The sequence below is a fragment of the Limnohabitans sp. 63ED37-2 genome (assembly GCF_001412535.1).
In the GTDB taxonomy this organism is placed as follows: Bacteria; Pseudomonadota; Gammaproteobacteria; order Burkholderiales; family Burkholderiaceae_C; genus Limnohabitans_A.
This window is the reverse complement of the sequence record NZ_CP011774.1, coordinates 1,301,846-1,318,548: the sequence shown is the minus strand read 5'-3', so window position 1 is coordinate 1,318,548 and position 16,703 is coordinate 1,301,846. Positions and strand designations below refer to the sequence as shown.

Here is a 16,703-nt window from a genome sequence, read left to right as displayed (position 1 = left end):
CGCAAAGCCACGGTTCTTAGCGTGGGCTCTCAAAGAACACGGTGTTCGAGTAATCACTGACCTCGAAATAGACTTTTTTCTCGCCCGGATCGACCTCGAAATTGAAGTTCTCATCGAGCACGCCATAACCATAGCGGTAGGCACGGGGTTTGCCATCGTCTGTGCCCAAAGCGGTGCTGACTTTGTCCACCTTGATGAAGCGGCGCACCAATTTTTCGCCCGCATAGACCTCCATCACACCGTTGGTGCCGGTCCAGTTCTGGATGCCGCGGCTGATTTTGTTTTGCTGCTCTTGGGTGCAGGCGGCCAACAGGCTGGCTGCGCCGACGGCAAGAATCAGAGCGATTCGGCTGGTGTTTTTGGTCATGACAGGCTCCCTTTTTGAATGGTTTTCTTGAATGAATCCAGAGGTTCAGCTGCGCTGGCGCAAAGCCTCGTACAAGCACACGCCACTGGCCACCGAGACATTCAAGCTCTCCACGGCCCCTCGCATGGGGATGCTCACCAGCTCGTCACAGTTCTTGCGCGTCAGCTGGCGCATGCCCGCACCTTCGGCCCCCAGCACCAAGGCGGTGGGCACTTTCAGGTCGGCTTGGTAAATGCTGCGCGGCGCGTCATCGCTGGTGCCAATCACCCAAATGCTGCGCTCCTTGAGCTCGCCCAAAGTCCGGGCCAGGTTGGTGACCATGAAGTAAGGCATGGTCTCGGCCGCGCCGCTGGCCACCTTGGCCACGGTGGCGTTGATGCCAGCCGCATGGTCTTTTGGGGCAATGACCGCATGTGCACCCGCGCCATCGGCCACACGCAGACAAGCACCCAGGTTGTGCGGATCGGTCACGCCGTCCAGCACCAAGAGCAAAGGTGGGCCTTCCACGGTGTCGAGAAGGTCGTCGAGCGAATGATTTTGCGGCAAGGGTGCCACCACGGCCACCACGCCTTGGTGGCCATGGCCACCGGCCAGTTTGGCCAAGCGCTCGTTGTCCGACTCGATCATGCGCATGCCCGAATCACGGGCTTTGTCAATGAACTGCCGCATGCGGGCGTCGCGGCGCGTGACCTCGTAATGGATTTCAACAACGGATTGGGGGGCGATCTTGAGGCGAACGCCCACGGCATGAAAGCCGAACAGCACTTTGTGGGATGACATCCAAGGATTATCGTTGGTCCCACGTTGGGCGGGACAAAACACCAGGCGTCTGCTTAACTAAAGCGCTTCAGACTGGCGTGGTGAATGACTCGCTCAAACGACCGGCCTGGATCACCAGGCTGCGCTCACAACGCGCGGCCAACTGCCGGTCGTGTGTGACCAAGACCAAGGTGGTGCCCTGCTCGAGGTTGAGCGCAAACATCAGGTCCATGATGGCCTCGCCCGTGGCGTGGTCGAGGCTGCCGGTGGGCTCGTCGGCCAGCAGCAGATCGGGCTGAACCACAAATGCGCGGGCCAGGGCCACGCGCTGCTGCTCACCACCCGACAAGACTTTGGGCAAATGCTTCAGGCGCTCGCCCAAGCCGACGCGCTGCAGCATGGCGGTGGCGGTGCTGCGGGCATCGGGCCGGTCGGCCAGCTCCAGGGGCAGCATCACGTTTTCAAGGGCCGTGAGGTTGGGCATGAGCTGAAAGCTCTGGAACACAAAACCCACATGTTGGGCCCGCACAGCGGCACGTTGGTCTTCGGACAAATCAAACAGAGATTGCCCCGCCAGCACCACCTGCCCGGTGCTGGGCGTGTCCAACCCCGCGAGGATGGCCAGCAGTGTGCTTTTGCCCGAGCCAGAAGCACCGACAATGGCGGCTGTTTCCCCGGCGTTCAATGAGAAATCGATATCGCGCAAAATGTCCAGTTGCCCACTGGCATCTTGCACACTTTTGGAAACGCCACGCACGGCAATGATGGATTCAGGCATGCACAAACCTTTGTTGAGACGTCGTCACTTTAACTGGACCCTGCTGGCCCTGGCTGGCTGGGGCTTTGCCGCGTCAGCTCAAGCCTCGTCAGCGCAGCGCATTTTGGTGCTGGGCGACTCACTGAGTGCCGAATACGGCCTGACCCGGGGCACCGGCTGGGTGGCCTTGTTGCAAAAACAATTGGACAAAGAAAAACCGGGCGTGGAAGTCATCAACGCCAGCATCAGCGGCGAGACCACCTCCGGCGGGCGCTCTCGACTGCCCGCTTTGCTCAAACGCCACCAGCCCAGCCATGTGGTCATTGAGCTGGGGGGCAACGACGCGCTGCGCGGCCTGCCCATGAATATGACACAAGGCAATTTGCTGGCCATGACCCAACAAGCCCAAGCGGCCGGGGCCCAGGTGCTGCTGCTGGGCATGCAAATGCCGCCCAATTACGGCCCCGACATGGCCCGCCAGTTTGAAGCAGCGTATGCCCAAGTGGCCAAAAACCAAAAGGCGGCGCTGGTGCCCTTCTTTTTGAAAGGTGTGGGTGACGACCCCGATCCGCTCAAATGGTTCCAGGCCGACCGCATCCACCCCAATGAAGCGGCCCAGCCGCGCATGCTGGCCAACGTCTGGCCCACTTTGAAGAGACAACTGAAATGAGCCTTCACCTGATCCCGGCCTCAGAGGCCATGGCCCAACTGGACCAGTTTGACGCGATCCTCGACGCCCGATCGGAAGGTGAGCACGCCGAAGACCACCTGCCCGGCGCCCTGAGCTGGCCGTCGCTCAACAACGAAGAGCGCATCAAGGTGGGCACGCTGTACAAGCAGGTCAGCCCCTTTGAGGCCCAAAAAATCGGCGCGGCGCTGGTGGCCAAAAACATCGCTCGCCACATCGAAACCCAGGTGATGGACAAGCCGCGCAACTGGCAACCCCTGGTGTACTGCTGGCGCGGGGGCAAGCGCAGCAACTCGCTGGCGCTGATCTTGGGTCAGATCGGCTTCAAGGTGCACCTGATCGAGGGCGGCTACAAGGCCTTTCGCAAAGAGGTGATGGAAGACACCCCCCGCCAGGCGCAGCGCCTGCATTTCAAGGTGCTGTGTGGGCCCACCGGTTCGGGCAAAACACGCTTGCTGCAAGCCTTGGCCGAGGAAGGCGCGCAGGTGCTGGACCTGGAAGCCATTGCCTGCCACCGCAGCTCGGTTTTAGGCTTGATTCCGGGCACACCTCAGCCCACACAAAAGGCGTTTGACACCCAGGTCTGGAATGCTTTGCGCGGATTCAGCGCCGATCGCCCGGTGTTTGTGGAAGCCGAGAGCAAAAAAGTGGGCAATCTCGCCGTGCCCGATGCGCTCATGGCAGCCATGCGGGCCAGCACTTGCCTGCGGGTGGACTTGTCGCTGGAGAACCGGGTGAATTTGCTGCTGGAAGACTATGCGTTCTTCACACAAGACCGCGCCCTGTTTGGCGACCGTCTGGAGCGGCTGACGGCCCTGCGTGGCAAAGCGGTGGTGCAAGGCTGGCAAGAGCGCATTGAGCGGGGTGAAATGCGCGAGGTGGTGACCGAATTGCTCTCAGGCCATTACGACCCGGGGTATGAAACCTCGACAGGCAACAACTTTGTGCATTACAGCCAAGCCCCACATGTCACCCCTGCAAGCCACAGCATGGCGGACATGCTGGCTTTGGCAAAGGACCTGGCCCAAGCCCCTTGATCGGTGCTGAGCCCTTGCTTCAAGCCGCGGGTGTGGACGACTCTGTCGCGCCCGGCGCTGCTGTGTTGGCATCGCCCTCATCTCCATCGACCTCGGACCCGTCCTCGGGCAACAGGCCCGATTTGCGGTCGGACTTGGCCTTGAGCTTGTCTTCTTTTTTGCGTTTCTTGGCCAGTTCTTTCTGGCGTTTTTCGAATCCGTAGTTGGGTGTGGCCAAGATGGCTCCTTTAATTTGAGCTGCCCAATGTAACAGCTTATTCAGGGCCTTATTCAGGACCCTCTTCCCACTCGACACTGCCCCGGTACGCATGCCAGCTGGCATGGCCCAACCACGGCCCAATCACGATGATGCCCAGCGCCCATGGCCACAAGGCCACAAGCACCAACACGCTCAGCAGCAGACCCCACAGCAGCATCACGCCTGGGTGCGAAAAAACCACCCGCATGCTGGTGATCACCGCCGAGATGGCATCGGTGTCGCGGTCCAAAATCATGGGAATCGACACCACCGACAGGCCATAGACCAGCGCGGCGAACACCCCACCCACCGCCAGGTACACCATCAAGAATTCGAGATTTTGTGGGTTGAACACCGCCTCGATCACCCCCGTGGTCGAGGGCATGCCGGTGTTGAAGAACACCGCAAACACCACCAAGGATGCCCTGCCCCACAGCAGCTCGAGCACCATCAACACCAGCACCAACATGGCCATGCTGCGGATGTGTTGGTCCCAGCACATGAGTGACGAGGCCATCTCGGGCAACTCGCCTCGCTCACGTTTGCGGCTGACCTCGTACAAGCCCATGGCCATGAACGGCCCCACCAGCAAGCAGCCCGAGACCAGCGACAAGGTGTACTCGGGCTTGTGCTTGAACACCATGGCCAGCACTTGCGCCATGCCCCAAAAACACAGGCCGTAAAACAACGCAATGCCCGGATGGTGGCGCATGTCCTGCAGGCCCCGAGCCAGCCAGCGAAAAGGATCGGTAAAGCCCAAGGGCCGCATGTGCGCTCGCGGCCCAACGGGCGGCGGCGGCACATAGGGCGTGGCCATGGTGGGCAGGTCCGATTCTTGAACCGCTTCAAGAGACTTGGCTTCGGCGTTCATGGGTCGGTCGATCTGAAAATACAAGGGTTTTCAGATTACCCCCACCGGCAGTCTTTGACCAGTCAGGAAACCCCCAAGAGCGCGTGTCTTAGGGCACAAAAGTGCCCACTCTGTCACTTTCGTGATCAAGCCATGGGAAGATGCGCCTGCACGGCTTGATGCAGGTCAAGAATCAAGTCTTTGGCCGACTCCAGACCGGTCGAAAAACGCACCAGGGTGCCGGGCTTCAAATGACCGGGCCAAGCCTGTCGCATCGAAGCGATGTCGTAGGGCACCACCAGGCTCACCGGGCCACCCCAGCTGTAGCCGATCTTGAAGAGCTTGAGGCCGTCGCAAAACGCGTCCACCTGAGCCTGGCTGAAACGCGCATCGATCATGACACTGAACAGGCCCGCCGCCAGGCCCGTGCCGGGCACGCGGTCACACAGGGCTTGCCAATGAACGTGGCCGGGAGCGCCTTCAAAGGCCGGGTGCATGAGTTGTGCGCATTGGGGCTGCGTTTGCCACCAGGCGGCCAATGCACGGGCGGTCTGGTCGTGCGCGGCATAACGCAGCCCAATGCTGGGCAAGGAACGCAGCACAGTTTCGGCGTCGTTGGCCGCCACGCCTAGGCCCAAGCGCATGTGGCAGAGTTTGATTTGGAGGTGCAAAGCCGCGTCTCGCGTGATGACGCTGCCCATCAGCACGTCGCCGCCGCCGCTGGGGTATTTGGTGAGCGCGTGGGCGCTGATGTCCACGGCCAAGCTGCCCTCCCCGCCCAAGCCATCGCCATCACCCAGCAAATCAAAAGGTTTGAAGGCCAGGCCCGCGCCCCAGGTGTTGTCCAAGGCGCACAAGACACCACGCTCACGGCAGCGGCGCACCATCTCGGGCAAATCAGGAAACTCCATGCTCACCGAGCCGGGCGCTTCGAGCCACACCAAGCGGGTGCTGGCCGTGATCTGGCGGGACAGGTCATCCGGGTCCATCGGGTCGTAAAAGCGGTGCGTGATGCCAAAGTGGCGCAACTCGCCATCGGCCAGCGCTTTGTTGGGGCCGTAAGCGTTATCCGGGATCAGGACTTCGTCGCCGGTTTTGAGCACCGCCAAAGCCACCAGGGCCAAAGCCGCCAAGCCGCTGGGCACCAGCACACATTGCAGCCCCCCTTCGAGGCTGCTCAAACGCTCTTCCAGCAAATACGTGGTGGGGGTGCCGTGCAGGCCGTAGGTATAAGCAGACTTGTCTTTCCATTCACGCTGGCGCATGTCGGCCACCGTGGGGAAATAAACGGTCGAGGCCTTGAACACCCCCGGCTGAGGGGCGTCGAACCCTGCAGGCGCGGTGTAGGGGTGGTGAATCAGACCCGTGGTGCTGGGGGCGCGGAGCGTTTTTGGCGTGTCGTTTTGCATCCGGACATCCTAATGCAAACAGCCTCCGGAAGGAGGCTGTTGCAGGTCAACTCAGGGAAAGTCCGAGGCAGATCAGACGCGCCACTTTTCCATCAACTTTTCGGGGCGCATGTTGTCGTAAGGCTCGAAGGGCTGGTGGATCCAGGGGTTGGTGGGCAGGTCCTCGATCGAATAATCGGGCTTGAAGGTGGACACACCTTTGGTCCAGATGACGGCTGTGCGCAACTCGGTCACAGGCTTGTAGTTGTTCTTGAGCTGGTCAACCACCGCACGCAAGGTGTGGCCGGTGTCAGCCAGGTCGTCCACCAAGAGCACTTTGCCAGCAATCTCGCCTTTGGGCGTGGTGATGTAACGGGCGATGTCCAAATGGCCTTGCACCGTGCCGGCTTCGGCGCGGTAAGAGCTGGTGGACATGATGGCCAAAGGCTTGTCGAAGATGCGAGACAAGATGTCGCCTGGGCGCATGCCGCCACGGGCCAGGCACAGGATGTTGTCAAATTTCCAGCCGGACTGGTGGATTTTGATCGCGAGTTTTTCGATCAGGTTGTGGTACTCGTCGTAGCTCACGTACAGGTGCTTGCCGTCTTCGGTCAACATGGGGTCACTCCAAAAAATCAGGGTTGAGATCGATAGGTCTCGCGAACTGAAAAACTCAGGCCGCAAAGGGGTTGTGCAACAAGATCGTGTGGTCACGGTCTGGGCTGGTGGACACCACATGCACAGGCACACCTGTGACTTCTGCGATGCGGTCCAAGTAATAACGGGCCGTGGCGGGCAGCTTGTCCATCTCGGTCACGCCCACGGTGGTCTCGGTCCAGCCGGGAATCACTTCGTAAATCGGCTTGCAGCGGGCAATCTCATCCGCGCCCATGGGCAGGATGTCGATGGTTTCACCGTCCAGCTCGTAGCCGGTGCACAGCCACAATTCTTTGAGGCCATCGAGCACATCGAGCTTGGTGATGCACAAACCGCTCAGTCCATTGACCTGCGCACTGCGCTTGAGCAAGGCCGCATCGAACCAGCCGCAGCGGCGTGAACGGCCCGTGGTCACGCCTTTTTCAGCACCCACAGTCGACATGTGGTAGCCGGGGGTACCGGGGGTTTCCCAGTCGAGCTCGGTCGGGAATGGGCCACCGCCCACACGGGTGCAATAAGCCTTGGTGATGCCCAGGATGTAGTGCAGCATGCCTGGGCCCACGCCCGCTCCGGCAGCGGCATTGCCCGCCACGCAGTTGCTGGATGTCACAAAGGGGTATGTGCCGTGATCCACGTCGAGCAAGGTGCCTTGTGCGCCTTCGAACAGCAAATTGGCACCGGCCTTGTGCGCGTCGTTCAACTCGCGCGACACGTCGGCCACCATGGGCAGCAGCTCTTTGGCGTAAGCCATGGCTTCGTTGTAGGTGGTGTCAAAGTCCACGGGTGCAGCGCCCAGAATGTTGACCAAAATCTCGTTGTGCAGAGCCAGGTTATCGCGCAGCTTGTTGGCGAAACGCTCTGGGTATTTCAGGTCTTGCACGCGCAGGGCACGGCGGGCCACTTTGTCTTCGTAGGCAGGACCAATGCCGCGGCCAGTGGTGCCGATTTTGGCGGTCCCGGCTTTTTCCTTGGCGGCTTCGCGGCCCACATCCAAAGCGACGTGGTAAGGCAAGATGAGTGGGCAAGCCTCGCTCACGCGCAAGCGTGAACGCACCTCGACACCAGCCTTCTCAAGACCTGCAATTTCTTCGAGCAATTTGGGCACCGACAAGACCACACCGTTGCCGATGTAGCACTTGACGCCTGCGCGCATGATGCCACTGGGGATCAGGTGCAAGGCGGTTTTCACGCCATTGATCACCAAGGTGTGGCCTGCGTTGTGGCCGCCCTGGAAACGCACCACGCCCTGGGCGCTTTCGGTCAGCCAATCGACCAGTTTGCCTTTGCCCTCGTCGCCCCATTGGGTGCCGACCACGACCACATTACGGCCTTGCAACTTGTTCATGCTTGAAATGTTCTTTCTCAAAGAGCCTGTACCAACCACTGCCCTGCCGCTTCGATCAACTCGCGGTCGCAATGGAATTCGTCCACTTCGCTTTCGTGGCCTGGCAAGACGCAGACCACGGTTTCGCCCCGGCTGCGCAGCGCAGCGATGGCCGCACGCAAGGAAGCCGACTGCCCCCAAGGAGCGCGAATGGCGGCACGCAAAGCCAAAGGCTGAACGGCTGCCACCAATTCTTTCAAATCGAGGCTGAAGCCCACGGCCGGGCGGTCGCGGTCGATGCGGTGACCAAAGACCGCACCCACACCGTCGTAGCGTCCGCCACGGGCCAAAGCGTCGGATGCACCTTTGGCGTAAATGGCAAAGCGCATGCCGCTGTAGTAAGCGTAACCACGCGAATCACCCAGGTCGAAACTCACGGCCACACCCGGGATCTGCTCAGCCAACCAACGCAGCTGCGCCAAGGCTTGGGTGATTTCTGGGTGGTCTGGCAAGCGCGAGGCCGCGCGGTCCAAGACGCTGATATCACCATACAAATCGACCAGGGCCAAAAGACCATCACGCGCTGCAGGCTGCAGACCAACGCTCAAACGGGCCAAGGCCGAAGCGTCTTTGGTGGCCAAGGCCGCATGGATGTCGTGGCGCTGTGCTTCGCTCAAGGGCTGGCCTTGCAGCAAGCGGTTCACGATGCGGGCATCGGCCAGGTCCACCTGCAGCCCCGTGGCGCGGCCCGCGGCCAGGCAGTCGAGGGCCAGTTGCAGGATTTCCAGATCGGCTTCGGGGCCAGCATGGCCATAAATTTCGGCACCCAGTTGTAGCGGCTCACGGGTGGCGTGGGGGCGTGCGGGGCGGGTGTGCAGCACCGGCCCGCAGTAGCAAAGACGGGTCAAGGCCGTGCGGCCCAACAAATGGGCGTCGATGCGTGCCACCTGAGGGGTGGTGTCGGCACGCAAACCCAAGGTGCGGCCCGAGAGTTGGTCTACCAATTTGAAGGTTTGTAAATCCAGGGCTTCACCCGTGCCGGTCAGCAGGGATTCCAAATGCTCCAGCAACGGCGGCATCACCAGCTCGTAGCCATAGCCACGGGCGGTGTCCAGTAATTCGCGGCGGAGTTCTTCGATGTGGCGAGCCTCAGAAGGCAAGACATCGGCAACGTGATCCGGGAGGACCCAAGCAGACATGAGGGGATGGGGGGAGACGGTTAAAAACCAGATTTTACCGGGTTGCCAGGCGCATTTCCGGCAAAGAGATTGGCAAATTGTCCAAATCCAGTGACTTGGCAAAAACGAGGCCGCGATGGACTGGCGCCTGATCGCATGGCCTCAGGCCAGAAACCAGACCACCACCAGGCCAATCAACACCATGAGCATGCCGAAAAATCGAATCTGCCCTTCTTGGAGTTGGAGCATTTGCTCAAAGAGGCCGCGCCAACGGCGCGGCGAAATCATGGGCAACAAGCCCTCCAGGATGAGCATCAGGCCCAAGGCGAGCAGGAGGGTGTCGAGCAAGATTTACTTCCGGGCGGGTGCACCGCTCGGCGTGCCGCGCATGCCTTTGAAGAACTCGGAACTGCCGGGGTCCAGCACCATCACATCGCCCTTGCTGTTGAAGCTGGCCTTGTAAGCCTCCAGGCTGCGGTAGAACTGCGCAAACTGAGGGTCGCGGCCAAACGATTCGGCGTACAAACGGGCCGCTTGGGCATCGCCCTCACCCTTGATCTTCTGGGCATCACGGTAGGCATTGGCGATTGTCACCTCGCGCTGGCGGTCAGCGTCAGCGCGAATTTTTTCGCCCTCGGCACCACCGGTGGAGCGAAGCTCGTTGGCCACGCGCTTTCGCTCGGCTTCCATACGGCGGTAGACCGACTCGGTGATGGTGTCCACGTAGTCAGCACGGGTGATGCGCACATCCACCACGTCCACACCCCAAGGCTTGGACCCCTTGACCACCAACAGCACAGCAGCTTTGACATCGTCCATCAGCTCTTCGCGTTTGAGGGACAGCAACTCCTTGACGGTGCGCTTGTTGATCTCTTCTTGGAAAGCATTGCGAACCACGCGGTTGAGCTGGTTGGTACCAGCCTTCTCGTCCAGGCCCACGTTGCGGATGTAGGCCTGTGGGTCGGTGATGCGCCAGCGCACGTACCAGTCGATCACCACACGCTGCTTTTCCGCCGTGAGCATGGGCTCGTTGTCGGGGCTGTCCAGCGTCAGCAAGCGCTTGTCGATGTAATTGACGTTTTGCAGGGGGGGTGGCAGTTTGAAGTGCAGGCCCGGCTCGGTGATCACTTCCTTGATCTGACCCAATGCGTAAACCACGCCAAATTGGCGTTGGTCTACCACGAACAATGTAGAGCTGAGCAGTGCGAACACCACCAGCAAACTCGAAATCCACAATCCGATGCGATTCATTGTTTTATTCCTTATCGTGGATCGCGGCTACGCGAACGCTCGAGTTCTCGGGAGCGAGGGGTATCCACCGTGCCATTGCCAGCCGCATTGGCGGTCGTTGGGGGCACATCCAGGGCGGGCGGTGTGACTTGTGAAACCTGCTGCATGATTTTGTCGAGTGGCAAATACAAGAGGTTGGAGCCTTGTTTGCTGTCCACCAACACCTTGGTCACATTGCTGTAGATCTGCTGCATGGTGTCGGTGTACATGCGGTCGCGCATGACCTGAGGTGCCTTCTGGTACTCGGGCAAGATGGTCTTGAAGCGCTGCGCATCACCTTCGGCTTGCGCCACGATGCGTTCACGGTAAGCGTCGGCCTCTTCCTTCAGACGTGCCGCAGCACCCACAGCGCGAGGGATCACGTCGTTGGCGTAGGCTTGTGCTTCGTTTTTGGCGCGTTCACGCTCTTGACCGGCTTTGAGCACATCGTCAAAAGCGGCTTGCACCTGCTCGGGCGGACGGACACCGCCTTGCTGCAAGTTGATGCCCACCACCTCAATGCCCACCTTGTAGCGGTCGAGGATGGTCTGCATTTTTTCACGCACGCGGGGGGCGATCTGGTCGCGCTCTTCGGCCAAGGCCGAATCCATCTTCATCTTGCCCACCACTTCGCGCACAGCGGTCTCTGCGGACTGCACCACAGCTTCCGTGGGGTTGCGGCTTTCGAACAAATAAGCGCGTGCATCGTTCAAGCGGTACTGCACAGCGAATTTGATCTCGACGATGTTCTCGTCCTCGGTCAGCATCGCCGACTCGCGCAGGCCGGTGGCCTTGATGATGTTGTCTCGACCTATGTCCACCGAACGGATCTGGGTGACAAACACCAGTTCGTGGCGCTGTACGGGGTAAGGCATGCGCCAGTTGAAACCCGCACCCACGGTGGAGTGGTATTTGCCGAACTGGGTGATCACGGCCTGCTGACCTTCTTGAACGATGAAGAAGCCCGTGGCCAACCAGACGAGCAAAGCACCGCCCAAAATGACACCAATGCCCAGGTTCTTGATGAAGGCCGGGATTTCAGGGCCGCCCGAACCACCGCCAGAGCCGCCAGGGCCTTGAGGACGCTGGGGGCCACCTTTGCCGCCAAAAATCTGACCCAGCTTGCGGTTGAAGTCGCGCCACAACTCGTCCAGATCAGGCGGTCCGCTTTGCTGTTGCTGTGGAGCGCGGCCGGGAGGGGGCTGCCAAGAATCGGGCTTTGGGCTGGGTGGCGGCATGTCGCCCGATGGCTTGTTGCCTGAGTCGCCGGAAGATTTGTCATCGTCACGACCCCAGCGTGGGTCGTTCAAATTGAACATGCCTCGTATCTTTGCGGGCAGCAAGGACCATCGCAGGGCTGGCAGGTGAAAATTCATGGTTCTTTGTCTTTGTCTGGATGACGAAACAGCATTGTGCCGAATTTAAGGGCCACTCAAGGCAGGTCACCGGGATATTCCCGGTCCAAGTCACGGGGATCGGGCTCTGGCGACTCGGCTGCAGGCAGCGCGGCCTTGACGATGTCGGCGAGGGTCGAGCGCAAAAGGGGCAGCCCCTCACCGCTTCGTGCGCTCAGAAACACACGCGTCACGGCATGGCCATCGAGTTCGTACTGGTCTTGCATTTGCAAGGGGTAACGCTCAGCGGGCAGAGAATCGAGTTTATTGAAGACCAGCAGCTGCGGCACCTGGGAGGCACCGATCTCGGCCAGCACTTTTTGCACTTCGGCCATCTGCTCCGGAAAATCAGGGTTGGCCGCATCCACCACATGCAGCAGCAAATCGGCTTCGGTGGCTTCTTGCAAAGTGGCCTGGAAGGCTTCGACCAGACCGTGCGGCAGATCACGGATGAAACCCACCGTGTCAGACAAGGAGACCGAGCGGCCCGCCTCGCCCAGATACAACTGGCGCGTGGTGGTGTCCAGCGTGGCAAACAACTGGTCGGCCGCGTAAGCACGCGCCTTGACCAGCGCATTGAACAAGGTGGACTTGCCCGCGTTGGTGTAACCCACCAATGAAATGTTGAAGGTGTCGCGGCGTTCGCGCTGGCGGCGCTGGGTATTGCGCTGCTTTTTGACTTTGACCAATCGCTCCTTGATGCGCTTGATCGAGTCGTTGATCATGCGGCGGTCAAGTTCGATTTGGGTCTCGCCCGGGCCACCGCGCATACCGATGCCGCCGCTTTGGCGCTCCAGGTGAGACCAGCGGCGCACCAAGCGGGTGCTCAGGTACTGCTGCCGGGCCAGTTCCACCTGCAGTTTGCCCTCGTGGCTGCGGGCACGCTGGCCAAAAATTTCCAGGATCAGCAAGGTGCGGTCGTTCACCGGCAAACCGATGTGACGCTCCAGATTGCGCTGTTGCGCTGGGCTCAAGGCTTGATCGAACAAGACCTCAACGGCACCGTGCATGAGGGCCAGCTCTTTGATCTCGTCGGCCTTGCCGCTGCCGACAAAAAGTGCGGGGTCTGGAGCTTTGCGTTTGCAGGTCAGGCGGGCCACGGGCTTCAAGCCACCGGATTCGGCCAGAAGACCGAGTTCTTGGAGTTCGCCGTCAAAATGCGGCAGTCCAAAGTCAACGCCGACCAGCAAGGTCGGCGCGACTTGGTTGGATTTTGTTTCAGACAATGTCAGCAACCTCCAGCGGTGACATCACACCACCGGGCGAGTAAAAACCGCATCAAGCGGTGATTTCACCCGTTTCGGGCGTGCTGAATGTGACGGAGCGACCGGGGACAATGGTCGAGATGGCGTGTTTGTAAACCATTTGGGTGACCGTATTGCGCAAAAGCACTACGTACTGGTCAAAAGACTCAATTTGACCTTGCAACTTGATGCCATTGACCAAATAGATAGACACCGGCACATGCTCACGGCGCAGCGCATTCAGGAAGGGGTCTTGCAAAAGTTGACCTTTATTGCTCACGATATTCTCCGTGTTCAGAAGTTTTGAAGCCTTGACCTTACCACAGGGTCAGGGGGTAACCCTCATAGAAAAGGCAATTCCACAAATATCAGCTGGATTCTTTGTCCGCAAAAGGATTTGTAGATGTTTTCATTTCAATTCGCAACGGCGTACCCGACAGATTGAAGGCCTTGCGAAAACGCCCTTCCAAAAAGCGCTTGTAGCTGTCGGTGACGTGTTCCAGTGAATTGCCGTGGATCACGATCACGGGCGGGTTCATGCCGCCTTGGTGGGCGTAACGCATTTTGGGGCGGAACATGCCGCCGCGCTGGGGGCTTTGGAATTGCACCGCTTCGAGCAGCAAGCGCGTCAAGATGGGCGTGCTCATCTTGCACATGGCCGATTTGTGAGCCTGCACAATCGAGTTCCAGACCGGCCCCAAACCTTGACGCTTCTTGGCCGAGATGAAGTGCACGTTGGCAAAACTCAAAAATGGCAAGCGGTTTTCAATTGAGCGCTGCACCAACTGGCGCTGGTATTCATCCACCGCATCCCATTTGTTCACCGCCAGCACCATCGCGCGGCCGCTTTCCAGCGCGTAACCAGCGATGTGGGCGTCCTGATCGGTCACGCCCTGCTCGGCGTCAAGCAAAAGCAAGACCACATTGGCCGACTCAATGGCTTGAAGGGTTTTGACCACCGAAAATTTCTCGATGGCTTCGAACACCTTGCCTTTGCGGCGCAAACCGGCCGTGTCGATCAGCTCGAATTTTTGACCTTGGCGCTCAAAAGGCACGCTGATCGCGTCGCGTGTGGTGCCCGGCATGTCAAAAGCCACCAAGCGCTCTTCGCCCAGCCAGGTGTTGATCAGGGTGGACTTGCCCACGTTGGGGCGACCGGCCACCGCCAGTTTGATGACCGAGGGGTCTTCTTCGGTTTCTTCGGGTTCATCGGGCAGATTCAGCGACTCAAAAGCCAGCTCGACCAGGCCGCGTGTGCCCTGCCCGTGCGCGGCCGAGATGGCGATCACCTCACCCAGGCCCAGCTCATAGAACTCGGTCAGCTGAATGCCTTCGAGCATGCCTTCGGCCTTGTTGGCCACCAGCAAACAAGGCTTGCCGATCTTGCGCAAGTATTTAGCGATGTCGTGGTCTTGTGCTGACAAGCCACCACGCGCGTCCACCACAAAAATGACGATGTCAGCCTCGGCCACAGCCTGCTGGGTCTGTTTGGCCATCTCTTTGTAGATGCCCGCACTGGCATCGGGCTCAAAACCGCCCGTGTCGATGACGATGAATTCCTGACGGCCTTGTTTGCCATTGCCGTAATGGCGGTCTCGGGTCAGACCCGCAAAATCGGCCACGATGGCGTCCCGGCTCTTGGTGAGGCGGTTGAACAGCGTGGATTTGCCCACATTGGGGCGGCCAACGAGGGCCAGAACAGGTTTCACTTAAAAATTTTCCGATCCATCATTCAGGGCGAAATCCGAAGACGCCCCCGGTGCGTGTCACCACCACCAAAGTCTGACCCACGGCCACGGGTCGGCCGGTGATGGCGCTGCCATCGGTGGCCATGCGCTGCAAGGGCTGTCCATCTTTGGGCGAAAGGGCATGAACCCAACCGTCCTGATCCCCCACCACCAGCGCTTGGCCCCAAGCCAAAGGCAAGCTCAAGCCCCTAAAACGCAAGGCTTCTTGTGTCCACAGCGGCGTGCCCGAAGCGCGTTGCCAAGCCAGCACCTTGCCATCGGACTCGACACCCCACAGGGTTTGGGCATCACCGTCCAGGCCTTGGTGTCCCTGTGCGGCACGGCTCCAGGCCATCCGGCCATTGCTGCCATCGACACAGGCCACTGAGGCCTGGAATGCACGCACACAGACCGAGTTGCCCACCCGACTGGCACCCGCCACCAAGTCAACCAATCGTTCGACTTCGTTGGTGCCGCGGGTGCTGCCCACCAGGGTTTCCCAGCGCACACCGCCCGTTGTCGGGTTCAGGGAGGCCAGACGTCCGCCCCACCCCACCAGCAACTGGTCGCCCACAGGCATCAGCAAGCCGGCCTGGCGCAGCACCAGGGGGTCACCCGAGCGCTGTTGCGTCCAAAGCTTCTGCCCAGTGGCGCCATCAAAGGCGCTCACGCTTCGGTCACCTGTCAACACAAAAACACGGGCACCCGCCACCAATGGCGGGGTGTAAGACAAAGCTGGCAAGGGCTGACGCCACAGGACCCGGCCAGACTCGACGGTCACGAGTTCGTTGTTGCGCGTGACCACGGCAAACCGCTGGCCATCACCACCCACGCCCGCCTGAATGGGTGAGCCCAAGTTCAGACGCCAGACGTCTCGGCCTGTGCCTGCATCGATCAGGGCCAATTGGCCGAGGGTAGAGGCCACGGCCACTTGCTGGCCATGCACCGAGGCCATGAGCGGTGTGCTGACCTCGCCGACCTGGTTGGTCCAGGCTTTTTGCAGCTTGAACGTGCCACTGACCGCAGGCAAAGGCGCCGGCTGGGGCTTGTCAGGTGCACTGGAGCAAGCCGACAACAAGGCCAAACTGGCCCAAGCCAGCCAACGATTGCAAGCAGAGGTCAACAAAGTGGTCACTTGGTGTTTCCTGAGGCATTGGCCGGGGTGGCTACCTGGGGATCGAGGCCCAAGGCATTGAGCTTGGCTTGAACCAAGCGGCGGTAATCCGGGCTGTCGGTCAACTGCTGCCAAGCACTTTGGTAGGCACTGGCGGCTTCGGCTTTTTGGCCTTTGGCATGCAAGACATCGCCACGCAGGTCAGCGGCCAGACCGGCCATGGCCGGCGTGAAAGGCGCGCTCAATTGGGTCAGGGCTTCATCGTGGGAACCCGCGTCCATCAAAAGAGCTGACAAGCGCAAACGGGCAATGTCGCGGTACGCTGGATCGGGGGCGCCGTCCACCACCCACTTCAAAGCCGCGCGGGCCGCATCGGCCTTGTCTTTGGACTGCAAAGCCTTGGCGGCCAGCATGGCGGCCTGGTGGGCGTAATGCGTGCCACCAAACTTGTCCTTCATGTCGGCCAGGCTGCGCTCCACACGGACCACATCCCCAGAGACGACCGCACGCTCCACCTCGTCAAACAGCACCGCCGCCTTGGCGGCTTGGTCGCGTTGCCAGTATTGGTAGCCGTTCCAAGCGGCATAGCCGCCCAAAATGACGATCAGCACCCAGGAAATCAGGTTGCCGTATTGCTTCCAAAAATGCTTGATCTGGTCAAGTTGTTCTTGTTCTTCGAGGTCGAGGGCTTTGGCCATGGTGTAAATCAGTA

At 60.2% G+C, this 16,703-nt stretch carries 19 protein-coding genes; 2 read left to right on the top strand and 17 right to left on the bottom strand.

Annotation, left to right across the window (positions count from 1 at the left end; translation table 11 throughout):
- Nucleotides 1–16: 16 nt before the first annotated feature.
- The 3 genes from L63ED372_RS06340 to L63ED372_RS06330 all read right to left on the bottom strand — a co-directional run bounded on the left by L63ED372_RS06340 (nt 17) and on the right by L63ED372_RS06330 (nt 1,904).
- Nucleotides 17–367, bottom strand: a complete 351-nt coding sequence (locus L63ED372_RS06340) for a hypothetical protein (RefSeq protein ID WP_062404443.1) — start codon at nt 365–367, stop codon at nt 17–19.
- Nucleotides 368–412: 45 nt separating this feature from the next.
- Nucleotides 413–1,147 (bottom strand): 23S rRNA (guanosine(2251)-2'-O)-methyltransferase RlmB, encoded by a 735-nt coding sequence (gene rlmB / locus L63ED372_RS06335; protein ID WP_062404441.1) that lies wholly within the window; start codon nt 1,145–1,147, stop codon nt 413–415.
- Nucleotides 1,148–1,214: 67 nt separating this feature from the next.
- On the bottom strand, nt 1,215–1,904 hold the full coding sequence (locus L63ED372_RS06330; protein WP_062404438.1) for an ABC transporter ATP-binding protein: 690 nt from the start codon (nt 1,902–1,904) through the stop codon (nt 1,215–1,217).
- On the opposite strand from L63ED372_RS06330, the gene L63ED372_RS06325 reads away from it, so the two are divergent.
- Together L63ED372_RS06325 and mnmH are read left to right on the top strand one after the other, a co-directional pair.
- Entirely contained in the window at nt 1,903–2,553 is a 651-nt protein-coding gene (locus L63ED372_RS06325; RefSeq protein ID WP_082431773.1) for an arylesterase, read from the top strand. The two genes, L63ED372_RS06330 and L63ED372_RS06325, sit on opposite strands and share 2 nt — an antisense overlap.
- Nucleotides 2,550–3,608 (top strand): tRNA 2-selenouridine(34) synthase MnmH, encoded by a 1,059-nt coding sequence (mnmH, locus tag L63ED372_RS06320; RefSeq protein WP_062404433.1) that lies wholly within the window; start codon nt 2,550–2,552, stop codon nt 3,606–3,608. The genes L63ED372_RS06325 and mnmH overlap by 4 nt, the downstream gene beginning before the upstream one ends.
- Before the next feature lie 19 nt (nt 3,609–3,627).
- Here mnmH and L63ED372_RS06315 read toward each other — a convergent pair whose 3' ends face one another.
- The 14 genes from L63ED372_RS06315 to L63ED372_RS06255 form a co-directional block, all read right to left on the bottom strand.
- Nucleotides 3,628–3,825 carry a hypothetical protein gene (locus tag L63ED372_RS06315; RefSeq protein ID WP_062404430.1) on the bottom strand — a complete coding sequence of 66 codons (198 nt, stop codon included), beginning with the start codon at nt 3,823–3,825 and terminating at the stop codon, nt 3,628–3,630.
- 49 nt (nt 3,826–3,874) lie between these two features.
- Entirely contained in the window at nt 3,875–4,717 is an 843-nt protein-coding gene (locus L63ED372_RS06310) for a DUF2189 domain-containing protein (protein WP_062404428.1), read from the bottom strand.
- Between the two features lie 125 nt (nt 4,718–4,842).
- Nucleotides 4,843–6,105, bottom strand: a complete 1,263-nt coding sequence (locus L63ED372_RS06305) for a PLP-dependent transferase (protein WP_062404426.1) — start codon at nt 6,103–6,105, stop codon at nt 4,843–4,845.
- 72 nt (nt 6,106–6,177) lie between these two features.
- Complete coding sequence (locus L63ED372_RS06300; protein ID WP_062404423.1) at nt 6,178–6,702, bottom strand: phosphoribosyltransferase; 525 nt, start codon at nt 6,700–6,702, stop codon at nt 6,178–6,180.
- A gap of 55 nt (nt 6,703–6,757) precedes the next feature.
- Nucleotides 6,758–8,086, bottom strand: a complete 1,329-nt coding sequence (locus L63ED372_RS06295; protein WP_062404421.1) for an adenylosuccinate synthase — start codon at nt 8,084–8,086, stop codon at nt 6,758–6,760.
- A gap of 17 nt (nt 8,087–8,103) precedes the next feature.
- Entirely contained in the window at nt 8,104–9,264 is a 1,161-nt protein-coding gene (locus tag L63ED372_RS06290; RefSeq protein ID WP_062404419.1) for an ATP phosphoribosyltransferase regulatory subunit, read from the bottom strand.
- A 141-nt stretch (nt 9,265–9,405) separates the two neighbouring features.
- Nucleotides 9,406–9,591 carry a DUF2065 domain-containing protein gene (locus L63ED372_RS16130; protein WP_082431613.1) on the bottom strand — a complete coding sequence of 62 codons (186 nt, stop codon included), beginning with the start codon at nt 9,589–9,591 and terminating at the stop codon, nt 9,406–9,408.
- A 3-nt stretch (nt 9,592–9,594) separates the two neighbouring features.
- Entirely contained in the window at nt 9,595–10,494 is a 900-nt protein-coding gene (gene hflC, locus L63ED372_RS06285) for a protease modulator HflC (RefSeq protein WP_062404417.1), read from the bottom strand.
- Between the two features lie 11 nt (nt 10,495–10,505).
- Nucleotides 10,506–11,888, bottom strand: coding sequence for an FtsH protease activity modulator HflK (hflK, locus tag L63ED372_RS06280; protein WP_062404414.1), 1,383 nt, complete (start codon nt 11,886–11,888; stop codon nt 10,506–10,508).
- A gap of 56 nt (nt 11,889–11,944) precedes the next feature.
- Entirely contained in the window at nt 11,945–13,141 is a 1,197-nt protein-coding gene (hflX, locus tag L63ED372_RS06275) for a GTPase HflX (protein ID WP_197275332.1), read from the bottom strand.
- 43 nt (nt 13,142–13,184) lie between these two features.
- Complete coding sequence (hfq, locus tag L63ED372_RS06270; RefSeq protein ID WP_062404412.1) at nt 13,185–13,430, bottom strand: RNA chaperone Hfq; 246 nt, start codon at nt 13,428–13,430, stop codon at nt 13,185–13,187.
- Between the two features lie 88 nt (nt 13,431–13,518).
- Complete coding sequence (gene der, locus L63ED372_RS06265) at nt 13,519–14,859, bottom strand: ribosome biogenesis GTPase Der (RefSeq protein ID WP_062404410.1); 1,341 nt, start codon at nt 14,857–14,859, stop codon at nt 13,519–13,521.
- A gap of 19 nt (nt 14,860–14,878) precedes the next feature.
- Complete coding sequence (bamB, locus tag L63ED372_RS06260) at nt 14,879–16,012, bottom strand: outer membrane protein assembly factor BamB (protein ID WP_231624581.1); 1,134 nt, start codon at nt 16,010–16,012, stop codon at nt 14,879–14,881.
- Nucleotides 16,009–16,689 carry a YfgM family protein gene (locus L63ED372_RS06255; protein WP_062404408.1) on the bottom strand — a complete coding sequence of 227 codons (681 nt, stop codon included), beginning with the start codon at nt 16,687–16,689 and terminating at the stop codon, nt 16,009–16,011. Before L63ED372_RS06255 ends, bamB begins: the two co-directional genes overlap by 4 nt.
- Between the last annotated feature and the right edge of the window lie 14 nt (nt 16,690–16,703).